Source organism: Granulicatella adiacens ATCC 49175, assembly GCF_025150565.1.
In the GTDB taxonomy this organism is placed as follows: Bacteria; Bacillota; Bacilli; order Lactobacillales; family Aerococcaceae; genus Granulicatella; species Granulicatella adiacens.
This window is the reverse complement of the sequence record NZ_CP102283.1, coordinates 103,596-122,084: the sequence shown is the minus strand read 5'-3', so window position 1 is coordinate 122,084 and position 18,489 is coordinate 103,596. Positions and strand designations below refer to the sequence as shown.

General features: G+C 34.4%; 14 protein-coding genes. 2 read left to right on the top strand and 12 right to left on the bottom strand.

Annotation, left to right across the window (positions count from 1 at the left end; genetic code table 11):
- Window positions 1-9: 9 nt before the first annotated feature.
- Window positions 10-549: a TetR/AcrR family transcriptional regulator gene (locus NQ540_RS00645; RefSeq protein ID WP_005607945.1), complete on the top strand. Its 540-nt coding sequence runs from the start codon at window positions 10-12 to the stop codon at window positions 547-549.
- 61 nt (window positions 550-610) lie between these two features.
- On the opposite strand, the gene NQ540_RS00640 is transcribed toward NQ540_RS00645, so the two are convergent.
- The 3 genes from NQ540_RS00640 to NQ540_RS00630 form a co-directional block, all read right to left on the bottom strand.
- A complete protein-coding gene (locus NQ540_RS00640; protein WP_005607947.1) occupies window positions 611-1,747 on the bottom strand; it encodes an acyl-CoA dehydrogenase family protein in 1,137 nt (378 codons plus the stop codon).
- Between the two features lie 282 nt (window positions 1,748-2,029).
- Window positions 2,030-5,752 carry a hypothetical protein gene (locus NQ540_RS00635; protein WP_005607949.1) on the bottom strand — a complete coding sequence of 1,241 codons (3,723 nt, stop codon included), beginning with the start codon at window positions 5,750-5,752 and terminating at the stop codon, window positions 2,030-2,032.
- 342 nt (window positions 5,753-6,094) lie between these two features.
- Window positions 6,095-7,345 carry an acyl-CoA thioesterase/bile acid-CoA:amino acid N-acyltransferase family protein gene (locus NQ540_RS00630; RefSeq protein ID WP_156780480.1) on the bottom strand — a complete coding sequence of 417 codons (1,251 nt, stop codon included), beginning with the start codon at window positions 7,343-7,345 and terminating at the stop codon, window positions 6,095-6,097.
- A 238-nt stretch (window positions 7,346-7,583) separates the two neighbouring features.
- Here NQ540_RS00630 and NQ540_RS00625 point away from each other — a divergent pair, with 238 nt between their 5' ends.
- Window positions 7,584-8,126, top strand: coding sequence for a TetR/AcrR family transcriptional regulator (locus tag NQ540_RS00625; protein ID WP_005607952.1), 543 nt, complete (start codon window positions 7,584-7,586; stop codon window positions 8,124-8,126).
- 113 nt (window positions 8,127-8,239) lie between these two features.
- On the opposite strand, the gene NQ540_RS00620 is transcribed toward NQ540_RS00625, so the two are convergent.
- The 9 genes from NQ540_RS00620 to NQ540_RS00580 form a co-directional block, all read right to left on the bottom strand.
- Complete coding sequence (locus tag NQ540_RS00620; protein ID WP_005607955.1) at window positions 8,240-8,569, bottom strand: hypothetical protein; 330 nt, start codon at window positions 8,567-8,569, stop codon at window positions 8,240-8,242.
- Window positions 8,570-8,708: 139 nt separating this feature from the next.
- Window positions 8,709-9,275 (bottom strand): GrpB family protein, encoded by a 567-nt coding sequence (locus NQ540_RS00615; RefSeq protein WP_005607957.1) that lies wholly within the window; start codon window positions 9,273-9,275, stop codon window positions 8,709-8,711.
- A gap of 1,155 nt (window positions 9,276-10,430) precedes the next feature.
- The gene (locus NQ540_RS00610) at window positions 10,431-11,114 is read right to left on the bottom strand and encodes a Type 1 glutamine amidotransferase-like domain-containing protein (RefSeq protein ID WP_005607965.1); all 684 of its coding nucleotides are present in this window, start codon (window positions 11,112-11,114) and stop codon (window positions 10,431-10,433) included.
- Between the two features lie 483 nt (window positions 11,115-11,597).
- A complete protein-coding gene (locus tag NQ540_RS00605) occupies window positions 11,598-13,436 on the bottom strand; it encodes an AAA family ATPase (RefSeq protein ID WP_005607971.1) in 1,839 nt (612 codons plus the stop codon).
- A gap of 10 nt (window positions 13,437-13,446) precedes the next feature.
- Window positions 13,447-14,319: a DNA adenine methylase gene (locus tag NQ540_RS00600; RefSeq protein WP_005607974.1), complete on the bottom strand. Its 873-nt coding sequence runs from the start codon at window positions 14,317-14,319 to the stop codon at window positions 13,447-13,449.
- Window positions 14,320-14,561: 242 nt separating this feature from the next.
- The gene (guaA, locus tag NQ540_RS00595; RefSeq protein WP_005607982.1) at window positions 14,562-16,115 is read right to left on the bottom strand and encodes a glutamine-hydrolyzing GMP synthase; all 1,554 of its coding nucleotides are present in this window, start codon (window positions 16,113-16,115) and stop codon (window positions 14,562-14,564) included.
- 528 nt (window positions 16,116-16,643) lie between these two features.
- Window positions 16,644-17,378, bottom strand: coding sequence for a MerR family transcriptional regulator (locus tag NQ540_RS00590; protein WP_039849298.1), 735 nt, complete (start codon window positions 17,376-17,378; stop codon window positions 16,644-16,646).
- 237 nt (window positions 17,379-17,615) lie between these two features.
- The gene (locus NQ540_RS00585; RefSeq protein WP_160313172.1) at window positions 17,616-17,966 is read right to left on the bottom strand and encodes a methyltransferase family protein; all 351 of its coding nucleotides are present in this window, start codon (window positions 17,964-17,966) and stop codon (window positions 17,616-17,618) included.
- A 325-nt stretch (window positions 17,967-18,291) separates the two neighbouring features.
- On the bottom strand, window positions 18,292-18,486 hold the full coding sequence (locus NQ540_RS00580) for a helix-turn-helix transcriptional regulator (RefSeq protein WP_005607997.1): 195 nt from the start codon (window positions 18,484-18,486) through the stop codon (window positions 18,292-18,294).
- Window positions 18,487-18,489 lie beyond the last annotated feature (3 nt).

Sequence of the window (18,489 nt, the reverse complement as noted above, 5' to 3'; positions counted from 1 at the left end):
AATCTTCCTATGGATCGACGACAACAAAAATCACGAAAAGCTATTTTTGAAGCTTTTAGCCTTCTTTTAGAAAAGAAGCGTTACAGTAAAATTACTGTGCAAGACATTATTGATACCGCCAATGTCGGTCGAAGCACTTTTTACGCTCATTTTGAGACAAAAGATGAATTGTTAAACGCTATTTGCGAAGAGATTTTTGACCATATCTTCGAAAGTCTTCACACTGACGATTCATACACTTCAGAGAATCGAAACAGTGCACTAGCCGATAAACTCTCTCACCTATTATGGCATCTACGAGAGCAAAAAAATGAGATTAGCGCCTTTCTAACCGATGAAAACAGTAATCTCTTTTTAAGATACTTTAAGCAACACTTAACCATTCTTTTTGCGGATTTTTCTAACAGCGCAAATAAGTCCATCCCAAAAGAGTTCGTCACTAATCATTATGTGACGAGTTTTGCGGAAACTGTTAAATGGTGGTCGAGTAACGGAATGTCTCTTTCTCCAGAAGTGGTTGTTGAGTATTATATGCAATTAATTCGTTAGTCCTTTCGACAAAAAAAGCTCGCCTGCACCACGCAAGCGAGCTTTTCTACTATATATAAAATTATTGGATAGGTCCTAAGAGAATATTCGCCCACGCATCATGCAATGACTCTTGGTCACTTGGTTGGAACAAGCCAGCCAACACGTCGCGGTATAAGCGAGATAATTCTGTACGGTTGAAGTACGAACTTCCGCCGCTCGCACGAACGATTTCTTCCACGGCTTTCTTCGATACTTCCACTGAACGGTTCTTAATCGAAGACAAGCGAGGCAACCAGATGAAGCTGTATTCAGAGCTTGCTTCTAGCGTGTCGCTCAACTCGTTGATTTGCGGTTGGATGCCGTCTAGCATAATCGCCGCTTCTGCAATTCTCCAGCGAATGTTTTTATCGTTAGCGTAAGGCGCATCATTCGATACAGAGTGACGTTTCTTCACTGTCTCTACCCCGATTTCTAGCGCACGTTTCCCGATACCAAAGTATGTTGCCGCTAATAAAATCTCGAAGTATGCAAAAATACCGAATACCACTGGATCAAAGCTTGGTCCAGGAGCCACTTTCGTTAAAATTTGCTCTTCTGCTGCGAAGATACCTTTCAACTCAACGCTGTTTGATTGCGTTGCACGCATGCCCATTGTATCCCAGTCGTCTTTTACGATGAACGTTTCTTTGTCTGGTGTTAAATACGCGAACACTGATAGTGGTGACTCCCCTGTGTTATCTTGCCCAAATGAAACCAACTTGTCGCAATATTTTCCCATTGATAAGAAGACTTTCTTGCCGTAAAAACGATACGCGCCGCCATCCTCTGGACGAGCCTCAGAAATCGAACCGAATAACACGCGGTCATTCGAAGGTTCAGAAATCCCAAACGCCAACAACTTGCCTTCTGCAGCATCGCGAAGGAGTTGTTCTCCCTTCTTGTTGCCAAAACGAACCATGTGCTTGCCAAGGCCCACAATAATCTGGTGCATGTTCACCCCAAGCGCTGTCCCTGGAGCCGCCATCGCTAAACGCGTTTGTTCTTGCGCGATCTCTTTGAGCGACAGACCGAATCCGCCGTACTCTTTTGGCACGAACGCCTTCAAGTATCCCGCCTCTTTTAGCGCTGCATAATCTTCCGCAGGCCACGCATTCTCTTTGTCGTAACGCGGTGCACGCTCATGAATTTCTTGTAATAACTCTTCCGATAAAAACATAAAAACCCTCCTTAATGATTGTACATCGTTAGTATACGATTAGGGGCGGGTGGATGGCAAACGTAAGACAACGGTTGCAAACAACTTTTTCACTCAGAATTGTAAATACTCACTTAGTTCAATATTAGTAATTAATTTTAGTCAAAACAATACCTCATTGACCAAAATCAGTAGGCTTTGTCATATTATAATTAAAGGTAAGAGCACCTCAAAAACATATTAAATACAATTTCTTTATATCTTTTTGGTCAAGCCTCCGCAAAATTTTTAATTAGAAAAAGTTCATAAACTGCCTCTAATTTCTTCACCATTTTCAGCTTCCACCCTTTGTTTTTTAGCTTCGATTTCGTAACGATTAGACAATTCGTAGAATATTTGCGCCGTTTTTGGATATCTTGATTCTAAAAATTCAGCATTAGCTCTAAACTTTCCTGCTATTTTCAACTCTTCTTTTCCTGCACATGGACTAAAAATACCCCGACGATTGAATACGGCTATCTGATAACTATTTAACATCTTATCATCACAATATTTTTCAATCATTTTTCGCACACTTTCACATGGCTCATGACCATCATCACCCAATGGAGAAAAAGAAAATAATCTACCCAGAGTTGACGTAAAGAGTCTTTCCCGATTATTTTCAATTAGTAAATCTCTATATTTATTTATCCAGTTTTCTAGTTCACTTTCATCTACTCTGCCATTAATTTCTGCGGGGCAAAAATGAGCAATACCATAAATTGAATACATATTTTGAAAATACTTTTTGTCAATTGATAAATCATCTGCTTTGTCATGATCTCTTTTGAATATTCCACAAACTAACTGAGTAAATATTTCTGGAGAACTTTTAATTTTTTGATTCAAGCACTTCATCTGCTCCCATTCCAAAAAATTTCTGAAGAATAATTCTATTTGAATAATCCTATTACACTTATCTATATCTTTCATATACGCATTCTGAATTATACTAATAAACTCTTCAACATCATATCTTATTAACCAATTATTTTCGGAATAGGACATCCTTTCAATCCCTTCAAAACAGTTAAATATCTTTTCTGCTGTAAGTGGTCTCCTAAGATGTATTTGATGTAGCTGATCTAAAAACACATTTAAATTTGCATATTTCTTACTCTCGGATATTACCCAAGAATTATTACATTCCTTACAATACACGCTCGTTCTCCAGAACTCTTTCTTAATTATTTCTGAAGCTTTTTCTACTAGTGGAATATCCGTCGCTCTTTCCGCTTCACTTCTATATATTTTTGCCAATATTTCTGTTGAATAACTATAATTTGTTAGTTCTTCAATAATTTCGCCATAGTCTATATATTTACTTTCACTAATATTTCTTAAATAATCAAGCGCAAAGTCTCCTGATTTTTGTATTTTTAACAAACACTTAAATACCTTATAATCCCAATCTCCGCTGTTCCAAAACTTCGCTAGATAAATACCTAGGGTTGAATGTGGCTCTTTAGCACATATTTTTACTAATTTTGCCAAATTATAATTTTTAGAATGAAACTCTGAGATTTTATCTTTTATCAGCCATTCTGTAACTTTCTCATTTTCTTCTTTATCATACGGTGAAGGATTTCTTAATGGACAATCACGATTAAATAAATAGCTGTATTCATACTCTTTAGTCTCAATATATATTTCATCAAGAAACTTTTCATATTCAACAATAATATTTTCAGCCATTGCCCGATTAGGTGAGGAATAATACCTATGTTTATAAATTAGATAACGAACTTCATTTTTTATTAGTATTACCTTTTCATCAGACATTTTACTTAATTCATTTAAACACTTCTCAAAAATACTCTTTCTGAGATTATTTGTCACTGTCCCTGATAAGTTAAGCAGCTTTTTCCATCGATCTACTGAAAAATCCATATGTTCCAACAATAATTGACAATACCCTAATTCTGACTTTTTCATTTCATCTATTGTCGTTGTTTGCAGTTTGCAGTGTTCACGATATTTTGGTGCAGATAACTCACTAATTCCAATACTAATATTGTGATTAATTGATGTAAACAAATATTGCCACATATTATTATAATTAATTTCAAAAGCAATTCGTGCTGCTTTAATTTTCTCATCTGCAGACTGTAAGCAACAGACATTGATTGATGTGCAAAATACATTTATTAAGGTGTTTTTAGGAGAGTTTGATTCATACTGAAACTGTTTAGAATCCAATTTTAAAAGCCATCTAAAAGCGCGCCAAAAAAATTTCTTTTGGAGAAGTAACTGTTCAACTCCCCACAAAATTTCAATATAGGGGTTCCTCTCAAAAAAAGAATCATTTGTTTGATTTTGAAATAGAGATAGTAACCCCGAATGATCATTCCATTCGCTTTCAATCCTTTTCATTACCGATGTAGGGGAAATCTCACATAATTCTCGCCAAAAATTTGATATGTAAATCCACTGTTTATCCGTTTTTATATCTTTTAGTATTGTCTCAATTAAATTATCAAGATGCCATTGAGTATCTTCATCCCCATTAAAAGTTGCCTTGATAAGTAACGTCTTTAACATCCCTTTTCTTATTGTTACAGACCAAAATAATTGTTCACCTTTAAATTGAGCACGGAGTCTATCGTTACTATTATATGTAAATAATTCTTCTGATGCTTTAATGACCTTAAATACTTCTTCAGTAAATACCCTCCAAATTTTTTCATTGAATAATACATCTAAATAACTCCATATATTCTCAAGACTTGCTAAATAATATGACACTTTACCATTACGATTAACTCTATACAATAATGGGTCTTCTCCTTTTACAAAAGGAAGCACCTCGTCAATAAATTTATCGTATGAATCCTCGTATAATGATTCAATAACCTTTTTATCCCCTTCACATTCTTCCCAACTTCCAATTAGAAGACATATTTTTTTTGCTTTTTCGCTAATTTTATACATCCAAGAAGGCTCTTTCAAATATCCCCCTTTAAAAATCTGCTTCTTCATTTGGCTATACAACCCATGTGTATCAGATAAGAAAGCATATGCTTTACTGTATTCTAGCCCTGCATCTTGCAAACAATTTAATAATGTATCTCGAGTTCTTGGGCGCAATTCTAAAACAGGATTTCTGAACGTTGGAGTATTTTCATCAACCACAAAAATATTGGTATTATTTTCAATCGCTACTATCTCATCTGCATAAAACCAAGGTATATAAATGTTCCCTTCCCTCCCCATTAATTGTAATTTCTTCCACGATTCTGGTGTTCTCACTACATAAATAGGACGATGATCTTTAATTTTCCATAATTCATTAAGAACGCAATAAATCGTTTCCTCTCTGTTACGGCCTCTTACAAAGACTAATTCCTCGTACCTCATATCTTTAATTTGCTCTTGAAAATTTTCATCATCGTTAACGAAAAAGTCTATCCCTATAGAGGGTGAGATTGTACTTCTTCTAAGATTAACATCTACTTCTCCTGAAGATAAGATTTGCAATTTCTCGCGATTATGTAGTTCAATGTCACGTGACATTTTATCAATACGTTGCTGCAATTCCAACGAACTGTTTTTCGCATCATCTCTCCATTCTCGAAGAAAATACTGCTGATATCTCTGTGGATCAACAGTTTTCAACCCTTCTAAGATTACATATATAATTCTTGTTATATAAGATTCTGCAATCTCATAAGGAATCTCATATTTATTCATTAATTTTGAAAAAGACTTAAATAACCTATCTTTTAAATCGTATCCATCTGCACTTTCTAAATTCTTTGCAATTTCAGACAAATTATCTTTTGACAAGACTAATAATAAATCATTAAAGAAATCACTTTCCTTTTGATCATCCTGAATAAAAAATTCCCCAGATTCAACGACCAATTTTTTCCAATCCTGTGAATCTTTGAACTTTTTTATTGCTTGTTCCCCTACAGAAAATAAAACATTTTGTGCTGTAGCACTCCCCAACGAAGCAACGACACCCAATACAGCTTCAATCATATTAACCCTCCTAGACTTTCAACTCTTATTGCGAATTTTATGAAGCATTTGAGTTCATTATATCATTTTCACTAATTAAATTTAAGCGTTTTTGAAAACGATTTACTTTTTATTACTATCTACCTTTTTCTCTTTCTTAAATGATAGTTTTCAATATAAATTTCTTTCAAAATTGCTTAAAACAAAAAGACGCCCTATTCAGAGCGCCTCTCTTTCTTATACCCTTTTAAAGCCATTATAAAAATCGAGGATAACAGGTAATAATGAATAGTAAAAATTTATCCCACAAAAATTTTCACTTTGTATTTTGCACCTCTCACGTTTTTGATAGTGTCACTACATTTATATCACGTTTTCCGTCTTATGTTCTTTCATTAAATGCTCAATAAACCAAGATACCGTACTTTTCCAAGATACTATTGCTTCCCCATATATTTTATCGCTTCTATTATTATATCTTGTATTTGGTAGATAGGAGATTGTGTTCATATGTCCTAGTTCTGTTGTAAGGACCAATTTTTTATTTAAAGAATTCACTTTAGTTAAGATATTCATTGCAGCATCAAAAGAATTCCATACCTCATCTCTAAATGAGCTAATCAATAATAACGGGCATTTCACCTTTTCTAATTCCATTATTCCCGTTTTATCCTTCATCGGAATTTTAAACAACTTATTTTTAATAACTTCAATCCATCTAAAAGGTTTATAAGGAACCTCCTTATCCTCATATGTCCAGGAAGAATGTTTTGCATTCATTTTGCCTCTTAATCCTTCATAAACTCTATCGCTTGGTGAGTTTAAAACAGCACATTTTAATCCAGAATATTTTGTTAAGGATAATAAAGCCAACTCTGCTCCTTTAGATCGTCCATAAATCCCTATGTTAAATCCATCTACAAACTCCAATTGCTTTAAATACTGCAATGCTTCTTCTATACTTTCAATTGGAATTTGATTAAGATCCGAAGGTTGTTTACGCATCCCAAAGTAACTTATAGCCATCGTCACAAATCCGTAATTCGATAATAACATCGCAATATTTTGAGCTTTTTCAATTCCTCCGTCACTTCCTGATAAAACTATAATTGCCGCCCTAGGATTATTGGGTTCCTCAAAGAACAGTCTTCCCTGCCATGCATTTTTTATGATATCCATATATTGAATACTCTCTTTTTTATACCATCGGTCAAATGATTCTTGCGCAATAATTCTATTAGCTAATAAGGCTGTTATTTGATAAGTAACCTTTTCTTTTAATTGAACACGATTTAAATCTATCACTCTTTTCTGTTTCACTACTTCAATAGGCCGAAGTGTTTCAAACAAACCCATGTCTCTAACCCCAAGATAATCTCCTCCTATTGACGTTGAAGTATTTACGGATACAACACCTGATGCATCACTTAAATAAATAGCCTCTGATTTCCAATATGTTGCCTCAGAAAAATTCATTGGGGCATTAATATTATAAAAGCACTTTGTTTCTAATATAATTGTTACTTTTTCAAAACCCTCAAACCCCTTTATATAGATATCTAATCTTTCATCCATGATCTGTTTAGGATCGTTAATCACAATTTCATAACTCACTAATATTCGCCCTTTCTTAAAAGCCCTCATAATTTTTATAACCGTTGACATCTCTTAAAAATTTCAACTTATCTTTCATAACATTGTAGTGCCTCTCTACCTATTGCACCACCGAAAATCAGCATTACACATTTGTGTATCTTTTTGAGTTATGCTACTCTATAAAACAAATAAAGTAAATAGATTATGAACAAGATACACAATCTTACAATTATGTGTATCTTATAAGGAGATTTTTATGAAAAAAACACAGCATCCTTCTGCTTTAAAATCCAAAAGAGAAATATCCGAAGCTCTGCTTAAACTGATGCAGTTATACCCCTATTCTGAAATATCTGTAAAGCAAATCATATTGGAAACTAATCTTGTCAGAAAAACATTCTACCTAAATTTCAACAACAAGGATGATGTACTCTATTCCATCATTGACGGATTAATTCTCGAATATACAGAGGAAAATTCTTCTTCCGATAATGACCCTATCTCAATTATTTTTAATTTTTGTAGTAGAAATAAAGAGTTTCTTTCATTACTCCATAAAAATAAAATGTTTCACTACTTCCTTCTAAGGATGAACGAAATTCTTCCTACCTATATTGACCAGATTCATGACTACAACAATCCGTTCAAAAAAGTTATCGTCGACCTCGATCCTGATTATCTAATTGCATTTAATATCGGAGCCATTTGGAATGTTATTTTTAAGTGGATTGATCGAGGAATGGTTGATTCTTTAGATACAATCAAAACATCTGTCAGTCAGTATATAAAACGACTATAGAATAACTCCCGATGCAAGATTTAACCACACACAAAAAACGTAATCTGATATTCCTCTTACCAAGCAAATCGGTATGAAGCATATCAAATTACGGTTTTTCAATATTATAATTTCTATCCCTCAACCCTCTTCGGCAAGTACGGTTCGAGCTCTTTTCGTAAGGCTTCGAGTGCTAGGCAATAGGGAATGGGAATGTCATCAATTGGTTCGAGAATTTTCTCTAACTCCGCTTCGCCCTGCTCATCTAAATAGACATTCATTTTTCTTCGAAGCGATAGCAGCTCCTGCACAACATTCTCTTTTCCAAAGGTGATGGCTAAAGAATACGCGTTGTTGTCGCTATCCTCTCTGGCCCCTGAGCGTTCTGCGATATACAGAATTTTCTCCATTAAGTACATCATCTCATAAAAATCTTGCTTCTTGATTTCAACCTTTTCGTCCATGATCGCTACTCCCTTCAAATACAGGCTTTCACCCCCAATAATAAAGGCTCCGGAAGTAAAATTCCGGAGCCTCTGCCATTATTTCTTTATCAAACATTATCTAACTATCCTAATCTCTTCTTACAAATGAAAAATTTGGTTAATATTTTTTTCCATATAAACTTTTTGCTAAATCTGTATATTTTCTTATAAAATCTGTTTTTGCCTCAGTATATCCATCTCTGTCATATTCAAATTTTTTCCAAAGCGATAGTTTTAAGACTTCGTATTCTTTGCCTATTTCCTTATGCTCATTCAAATAATCTCTAAAATACAGTTCATCATTATCTCCGACAATTCTAATATGAAGATGGAATACTCTTTCTGCAAATCCTTGTTCTGTGTATCCTTTGTTTAATGTAATGCGGGCTTCAGTCGTATTCATACATAGCCAACCCTTGTTTATTAGAATATTTTTAACAATATCTAAATCCGTCTTGTCGTTTACTTCAACTAATATATCCACAATATTTTTCGCCCATATTCCTGATATAGCCGTGCTTCCGATATGAGATATTCTTTTTGTGCATTTACTCGGCAATGCTGATAATATTGATTTTCTTTCTTCTTCATACCATTTTGTCCACTCTTTATTATGTTTGACTAAAAATATCGGAAACAGTTGCCAAAGCTCTTTTAAACTCATTTGCTCGAATTTTTTATTCATATCTAACCTCTACAATTCTAATTTATATATTTACAGCATCTCATAGAAATCTTGCTTCTTGATTTCAGTCTTTTCGTCCATGATCGCTAATCCCTTTAAATACAGCCTCTCAACCCCAATAATAAAGGCTCTAGAACTAAAATTCCAGAGCCTATTCCATTTATTTTTAAAAGTTAGCTTACTAAACTAGGTTTTCTTCCTACTAAAATAAATTGGTCCGTTAATAAGGAAAGCTGTCGGAAATGCCATATAGTTGTATTCACCTTTTGTATAATAAACGGCATAGAATACGGTAACTCCCATAATTATACTTACAATAAGATACTTGAAGATACGATTCATATCATTCATCTCCAGTCTATACTCTATTCAATCTTTTTGCTTAAAAACTTATCAAAATAACCCTTGTTTAAAAATATAGAAAATGACAAAAACATTAAGAATATGAATATAAATTTAAATTCTCGATTCCATTGTTCAAACCCAAAAAACAAATTAACAAACAAAAATAACGCTACGTGGCATAAAAAACCAAAGAGAAACACTTTAATACCGCTTAATTGTCTCATTTTAACAATCCCCTTTACTCTTTTCGACAATAACTATATAAAAACTACTCATACTAGTTCCTTTTTCTAATAAAAAATTTTTTGAGAAATTATTTTTCTCCTCGCCAAACATAAATCATGAATAGAATATTGAAAATAAAAATTAAAGAATAAAATAGAGTTGAATTTGACATCACAAAAGCCACAAATTCTTTATTTTGTGCAAGTATAATACCTACTAAAAAAAATATAGTAGATATCAAAAAATGTAGTTGTAATCTTTTACTTCTAGTTTTCAACTGAAATCACCACCTATTTGTTTAGTGTGCTTAAGGCAAATAATTTATTGTGGATTCATCTTTTCTAGGATTTTTACAACTCAAAAATTAACCGCTTTCATCTACTCATATTGTACTGAATCTTTTTGCGAATTACTATATTAGAGTTCGACTTATCTAACATTATTCTTAAAAATTTGGTGCAAAATGGGTTCTGCTTTATAATGTAGTGCACCCCAAAAGTTAGACAGAAAATCTAACTTTTGGGGTGCACTTCATAGCCCTAGGGTGTTTTTATTTAATTCTCCTTTACGGGGGTCAGCGTCATCCTATAATAAAGCTTTTTTCTTGAAGCCTTTATCACTCCAAGAAAGATGGTAAGCATTCTTGTGAGGATTAGACTTAATAACTTTCATTTCATAACCATCCCAAACAATGGCTACTTGATTCTCAAGGGCAATGGCATCAGCAATCTGTCCAGAGTAAAACTCATCAAAAGCTGCTCTATCAGGCTCATCATAATGTGGACAATGTAGATAAGGAATTATACCCAGACCCTTCACCCATTTATGTTTTGGATTCTCTTTCCCCTCAATAAACTCACTATCACAATGACCCGCTATAAACCAACAGATAGAACCTGCACTTAAACCTGACAGCACCTTCCCACTTTTATAAGCTTTCATTAGGGCCTTATCTACACCATATTCTTGCCAAACTTTCATCATATAAGCCGTATTACCACCACCTACATAAATGATATCTGCACTTTCAATCTTTTTATTAACTTCTTCCCTTTTTACTTCTACATTAGATAAATACAAGGTATCAGTTTTGCATCCTAAACTCCCATAATAATCATTAATAGTCTCTATATAAGCCTCAGCATCTTTACTTGCTGTAGGTATAAATAAAAAGTTAGGATTTTCCTTTTTAGCTGACTCGACAATAAACTTGTCTATTTCATAAGTTTCATTACTGACTATTTCTCCACCGCCAATTGCTATAATCATAAATTATCTCCAATATTTAAAATTTGTTTCTATAGTAGAGTGCTTGAAACCAAATCAACACAGTTACTATTTGCTGTTGTCATAATGATTACACTAAATAGACAACCTCCTCTAAAAGAGTTGTAGATTTGAAAATAGAAATTTTCTCATCTCCACAAAGTTATTCATAGTCCTTATCCTTACTTCTACTGCGATATCACTTTTAAGAACGGATGATAGCATCGCAATGCCTTGTTCCGTAAAGACGTAAGATATATATCTTCTCCCATAGGCAGTTTTACGCTTTCAAATCGCTTATATCCGGCGCTTTTAACCGTTATATAACAGAAATGTTTTTGTTACTGTCATTACCACTCGATATGTCCATTGATGTCGTTTGGTATAATCGGCATAAAATCAAGGTTTTTGTTATCGATTTTAGTCTTATTATCCATTTTATTTCTGTTTATCTGATTTTTTGCAAGCATATTGCAAGTACATTTTTTAAACTTTCTTATTTTCCATAGTCAGCGGAAAAGTCATGTTATATGCAATTCTTATATCTTTTGCAAAATCCAATAATATATTAATAGTAGAGTAGTCCATATAATAATACTCTATAAGACTAGATTTAATTATAAAATTCCATAATTCACTACTATCAAGCTGTTCTTTAAATATATTTTTTAAATCATCATTTGTAAAATCCTCTTTAAGATTTTCAAACATATTTTTTATTCTATCAGATGTATATAGTGTTATTTCTTCGGTTTGCTCAACGCCTCTCCAAAAATCAATATATTTAGTCTGATTGTTTATTAATTCATATATTATTCTGTATAAATAACTTTCTGGTGCAAAGTATCCAGGTGCAAATACCAAATTTGGCTTATGTTGTCTATCATTTAAACCTTTTTCCTTAGGATTAAAATCTTTCTCCAAATAATCTTTAACCATTGGATGTTGAGATTTTTCCTTCAATCTTGCATCTCCATCCAAGAATATAATTACCCTATTAAAATATTCATCAGCTTCTGAAATATTTATTAACTCATCACATCCGCAATGTGTTACAACCTGTTTTAACTCGTCTTTAATATTAGCTATATCTTCAAATTCAAGTATTCTTTTTCTAATAGCATCATGATTAGAAACATTCTCAGAATTACGAAAATATGTAGCATCGGAAGATTCCTTTATCGATTTTATTATGTTTCTAAGCGCATTTACATGTTGAATAAACAATTCCCGCCCCACATGATCTTCAAAATATATTTTAGGAAGTGTTTTCTGAAAATTTATTTTATTAAACATATCATTTTTTAATAGCTCATAAGATTTAATGCTGGCCACTATCGGCATAGATGGATTCTTTAGATATATAACTTTAGTATCTTCAGAATTTTTTTGTTCTTGTTTTAAACTTTCTTTTAAGATAGTTAAAGAATGTGTGCTAACAATAACCTGAAGAGAGATTTCATTACATAGTTTTTTCAGCAGTTCAAATAATCGTATTTGAGTATCTGGATGTAGAGATACATCAATTTCATCAATGCAAAGCAGAGCCCCATTATAGTCACTCTCCTTTGATAGCAAGTAAATATCAATCAATGCACTTATTATATTCCCAATGTTATCCTGCCCTATAGATTGTGAAAGAGCCGGTGTTCCTTCTATTTCCATATGTAAAGAAGATCTTGGACAGGCCTTTTTCTCTATTATCGAAATTTCATCAGATAATTTAATCGAACCGGGAATAACAGAGTTATACCACTCTCGGTAAATATTCAGAACTTCTTCTTTTGCAAAAGGATTATTTTTTCTTATTTTACTAATATGCGTTAAGTCTTTATTTTCTCCTAGTGGATATAGTCTAGATAAACTTAAATAAATAGTTGGTATTTTTACTCTTCCCGCTCCTCCTACACCAAAATTTGATTTAGCCTCTTCTTCAGCTTTTTTTATTGTGTAACCATCCAGATATTTATTTGTAGTTCGTGGAATTATTCTAATACCACGATTAGTACCTGTATCATCTTTAAACGAAAGTCTTTTAGTCAATGCGATTGACTCACTACTTTGTCCATATTTTAAATATATTTTATAGTCCTGATATTCTTCGGTTTGATCAATATTAAAAAAGTCTAAAAATTCAGGTTGAAAATTGCTACCTAACGAACTTCTCTTACTAATTCCAGAACCGGACGCAATTAATGATAAAATATTAGATTTTCCCACACCATTAACTCCGCTTACAATGGTTATTTTTTTACCTAATGGAATAATAACATCTCTAAAATTTCTAAAATTTTCTAAAATTAACTCTGTAGGCTTCGTGTACATATATCTCTCCTTAGAATAAATTTACATTAATATTATTCTTCATTAATTCATTAATATCTGGGGCACTAGAACTAGATTCAAATATAATTAATTCCTTGGCTTTTCTTTTTTTTGCCACACTATAATTAAGCTCAATTCTTTTTATACAATATTTTTCATAAATTTTTTCTATCTCTGGTTCATCGTCATATGTTATGATCCAATCACAATTAACTGTATCGCCTATTAATTTTTCTATTCGAATATGGTCATTGTAATTAAAAAAATTAAGATATAATTGTTTTCCTTTATTAAAGTATGGTGGATCGAAATATATAAATGCGTTTTCTTCATATTTAGGCACATAATTCTCTAAAAATGATTTTATGTCTTTGTTGTATAGATGGATTTTCGATTTATTTTCCGCAATTTTTTTAATTCTGAACATTAAATCTTCACGATTAAATCTGGCGTCTAGTTTCCATTGTCCAGATTGTTCCATTCCACCTATCACTCCTGCTTTTATAATCCCTGAACGGTTCGTTCTATTCATATAAAATGTTGCAAATCCAAGTTCAAAACTATATTTTTTATTATTTTCAAAACAAATATTTCTTTGTCTATTCCATTCATCAATTGTAAGAGGAACTCTACTCAACTGTTCTAAAAACCTATCTGTTTCCTCCAATATTGCTCTCCAAAAAGAGTATATTCCTTTATCTAAATCATTTATGACAATTTCAGAAACTACGCCCTTTTCAAGCAACTCGATTGCAACTCCAGCTCCACCAGCAAAAGGTTCGATATATATTCCACCCCTATGCCCATATTTATCAATCAGTAATTCTATCAGTGGCGTAAGTTTTCCTTTTCCGCCTGGATACCTCAATGGTGAATAAAACATCTATTCCACCTCCTAAATCTGCAAATTAAGTCTTATACTCTCAAGTAGCCTATTTTCTCATTCTATCATGCCAACCTACAGTCTCTAATGGCATTTCAAGATATTTATCAGATACTTCATACAGATACTTTACTTAAGTTTATTTTTAATTATTTTCTTAAGAGCATCTCTATCCATTGAAATAATTTTCATTCCAGCAAATGTTTCTTCATCTCTAGTATAAAATTTTAGAAAAAATTTTTCTACTCCCACTCTATTGTTGCCGGCGGTTTGCTCGTGATGTCGTAGACGACGCGGTTGACGTGCGCTACTTCGTTGACGATACGGGCGCTGATGGTTTGCAGCACTTCCCAAGGGATGCGAGCGAAGTCACTCGTCATGCCGTCGATACTTGTTACGGCACGGATTCCAATCGTGTAGTCGTACGTTCTGCCGTCTCCCATTACCCCGACGCTGCGGATGCCTGGAAGAACCGTGAAGTATTGCCATACGTCGCGCTCAAGGCCGTTTTTGGCAATTTCTTCGCGTAAGATGGCGTCTGATTCACGAACGATTTCGAGTTTTTCTTCGGTTACTTCGCCAAGCACACGGATTCCAAGTCCTGGTCCTGGGAATGGTTGGCGCCATACGATTGAGTCTGGCATGCCAAGCGCTGTTCCAAGAGCGCGCACTTCGTCTTTGAAGAGCGTGTTTAAAGGTTCAATCAGCTCGAATTGCATGTCCTCTGGAAGTCCCCCTACATTATGGTGAGACTTGATAGTTTGCGCTGTTTTCGTTCCCGATTCGATAATGTCTGTATAGAGCGTTCCTTGCGCAAGGAAATCCACGTCTGTGAGTTTTGCCGCTTCGTCGTCGAATACGTACACGAACTCATTTCCAATGATCTTCCGTTTTTGTTCTGGGTCACTCACGCCTTTTAGTTTCGATAGGAAACGTTCCTGAGCATTCACGCGGATAATATTGAGGCCAAATTTACCAGAAAGGCTCTCCATTACTTGGTCGCCTTCCCCCTTACGAAGCAAGCCGTGGTCTACGAAAATACAAATCAGTTGGTCGTCGATTGCTTTTTGCAAGAGAACCCCAACCACACTAGAGTCTACTCCACCAGATAGCCCAAGTAAGACTTTCTTATGGCCCACTTTTTCGCGAATTTTCGCAATTTCCATTTCAATAAAGCTATCCATCGACCAGTCGCCTGTTGCCCCACAAATATCGAACACGAAGTTACGAAGCATGTCGTTCCCATGAATACTGTGGCGCACTTCTGGGTGGAACTGTACGCCGTAAATGCGACGTTCTTGGTTTTCAAAAGCCGCAAATGGCGTGTGCGCATTCGAAGCCGTCACGCTGAAGCCTTCCGGAATCGCTGTAATACGGTCTCCGTGGCTCATGAGTACCTCTTCCTCTTCAGCTAACCCTTTAAATATGCCTGAAGTCGTGTTAAAGACATCGACTTTCGCAGAACCATATTCACGCGTTGTGGAAGATTCTACCTTCCCGCCGAACAGATGCGTTGTCAGTTGCATCCCGTAGCAAATCCCAAGCACCGGAATTCCCAATTCAAAAATCGCAGGATCCACGGTAAAAGCATCCTCTGCATAAACGCTATGTGGTCCCCCTGAAAAAATAATCCCTTTTACGTTGCCATGTGCCTTAATTTCTTCGGCTGTAATGTCGTTGTGTAGCAACTCGCTGAACACACCGAATTCACGAATACGGCGCGTAATCAACTGATTGTACTGACTACCAAAGTCAAGCACGATAATCTTTTCTAATGAAGTGGTTTGAGCTGTCATAAGAGGCCTCCTTAGTTTTAGTTCTTTTTCATTGTAACAGAAAAGCCCGAAAATTACTTAAAAAAACAGAATTTTTTGTTCGGATTTTTTAATCCTGTTTTTCGCGTCGCACCAAGCTTTCATTCGGATATATAAATTAGTATATAGAGTGTACACTTGCTTCCTGCACTCTCTACAAACATTATTAAATCAACGTTTCTAGTTATTGACACTCCGTTTAAAAATTGTGTTTTTAATTTTTGAAAAGTAGCATATATGCTACTTTTCGTTTTTTGCAAAAAGAGGAAAAGGACTTACCGTCTCTTTCCGTATACGCTTAACAGTGCACATCATCGGTAACTCTTTTGACAAAACCTCCTTAGTTCTTTCGATGTCGTTTGCAGACCACATACGAAACTTCACTAGGGAGGCTTATTTTCTATTATCAGACTGCGAAGCTTTTTGATTGGTGACCAATCCAAGGTTGCATTAAAAAACAAAAAACAGTAAATCCTTTTTTGATTTACTGTTTCTTGTTAATCTTTTATCCTATTTTTCTTTCACATATTCCAGAATGGCATCGCAAATATACTGCGCAGTTCCATCGCCGAATTGATCTAAGTTATTTTTAAATTCTGGATTTTGAACATAGCCATAACCAATGTTTGAAAATACATCGATTGGGCATTCGAACGAGTATTTGCAAATATGTTTATGAAGTTTCTCTGCTAAATCTACATTTTCTTTAGATGCCACGCTCATTTCCTTTGACATATTTTCAGAGAAAGCGAAGAATATTTCGTTAAAACCATCCGTCAATTCTTGTTCCTTGCCCTTTTGTTTTTCAATGGCTTCTTCAATAACTTCCTTCCCGTACATATCGATTGCAGCTTGCTTGTATTTTTGATTATCTTGGTATGTAAACCCATTAAATTTTTCTTTTGTTGACATTGTAATTTTCCTTTCTTCATAATCAATCGTTTTCCGTAATGTTTCCATCAATGTTAAGAGTCTTTCGTTTTCCTTTTGCATTAAGGTCAACTGTCTTTTCAAGTGAGTTAGTAGTTCGGTATCATCTTTTGCCATAAGTGATTTAATTTTTTTAAGTGGAAATCCTAAGTATTTGTAAAAGAGTATGGTTTGCAAGCATGCCATATCTTCTTCTGTGTAACACCTATATCCATTCTCTGATTTCTGGGGAGATAATAACCCAATCTCATCATAATGGTGCAACATTCGTACTGACACACCACTAATCTCACTTGCTTTTTTTATCATGTACATGTATCCACCTCCTAACAATTTACATTCTAAACCATGACACAATGTTATAGTCAACACTTATTGCAAAATATTTTTTTAATTATAACTCACTGCCTTTTATAGCTTATCTTTAGATGTTTCTAAAAGTACTTTTCGGATATTTCATTTCAGATTTAATTAGAACCCAAAAAAAACTCCATCCATTAGACATGCTATTGGATGAAGTTCAGGAACCTTCTACAAATATGTTTAGTTTGGTTACTTAATTTTCTTAATCGGAATCCATCGATTCACTCTCGCGCAATAGTCCTTATAGGCTTCTCCGTGCAGTTCGTAGAGCCATTTTTCATCGGTAATACGAATCACGACGGTTAATAACACCCACTGAATCGGAATAAGAAGTAGTAACCACACATTATGGATGGTTAGGGTAATCCCGATGCTGCTGAGCCACCACGAAAAGTAAATTGGATTGCGAGTGCGCGCGTAAATTCCTGTTGTCTTGAGTTCGCTAGTTTGGATACTTGTGCTAATAAACGACTTCACCCCGCTGAGCCACTGAATTCTCGCTGCAACGAACATTAAGAGGAAGCCAATCAGATAAAACAAATCTTTAAAGCCACCCTTTAACAGTCCGCTCTCGAGCACTGACTGACTCAGCAGCAAACCCGTCAAATTCGGCACAAGGATAGTTATGTATATGTAAGGCGCTGCTCCATAAGTCGGTATTTTTTGATGTTTTTTTTGATCACTTTTTAAGTACATGTTCTCACCTCATTATTAAAGAAACCATACTATAAGCTACAATTTTTCACCTACATTTTACCACTACTATTCCGCGTTTTAAACAGGATTTTTAAGGATTTTACAAAAAAAGAGATTCCCCCACAAATAGGAATCTCTCTTCATTTATTGAGTATTCAGTTATGTCTTTTTAGTCCTCTAACACAAAAATCTCTTCAACATTGAGCTGGAGTAACCTTGCAATCTTCATTGCAAGTTCAAGGGTAGGATTATATTTATCATTCTCAATGGCAATAATGGTCTGTCTGCTTACACCCAATGTTTTTGCCATATCCTCTTGTCGCAATCCTGCTGCTTTTCTTAGCTGTTTTATATTATTTTTCATATG

Coding starts and splice junctions, on each gene's coding strand:
- NQ540_RS00590 (WP_039849298.1), bottom strand. CDS start 17,378: ATGTACATGATAAAAAAAGCAAGTGAGATTAGTGGTGTGTCAGTACGA.
- NQ540_RS00600 (WP_005607974.1), bottom strand. CDS start 14,319: ATGTTTTATTCACCATTGAGGTATCCAGGCGGAAAAGGAAAACTTACG.
- NQ540_RS00625 (WP_005607952.1), top strand. CDS start 7,584: ATGAAAAAAACACAGCATCCTTCTGCTTTAAAATCCAAAAGAGAAATA.
- NQ540_RS00620 (WP_005607955.1), bottom strand. CDS start 8,569: ATGGACGAAAAGGTTGAAATCAAGAAGCAAGATTTTTATGAGATGATG.
- NQ540_RS00580 (WP_005607997.1), bottom strand. CDS start 18,486: ATGAAAAATAATATAAAACAGCTAAGAAAAGCAGCAGGATTGCGACAA.
- NQ540_RS00635 (WP_005607949.1), bottom strand. CDS start 5,752: ATGATTGAAGCTGTATTGGGTGTCGTTGCTTCGTTGGGGAGTGCTACA.
- NQ540_RS00640 (WP_005607947.1), bottom strand. CDS start 1,747: ATGTTTTTATCGGAAGAGTTATTACAAGAAATTCATGAGCGTGCACCG.
- NQ540_RS00605 (WP_005607971.1), bottom strand. CDS start 13,436: ATGTACACGAAGCCTACAGAGTTAATTTTAGAAAATTTTAGAAATTTT.
- NQ540_RS00610 (WP_005607965.1), bottom strand. CDS start 11,114: ATGATTATAGCAATTGGCGGTGGAGAAATAGTCAGTAATGAAACTTAT.
- guaA (WP_005607982.1), bottom strand. CDS start 16,115: ATGACAGCTCAAACCACTTCATTAGAAAAGATTATCGTGCTTGACTTT.
- NQ540_RS00645 (WP_005607945.1), top strand. CDS start 10: ATGGATCGACGACAACAAAAATCACGAAAAGCTATTTTTGAAGCTTTT.
- NQ540_RS00615 (WP_005607957.1), bottom strand. CDS start 9,275: ATGAATAAAAAATTCGAGCAAATGAGTTTAAAAGAGCTTTGGCAACTG.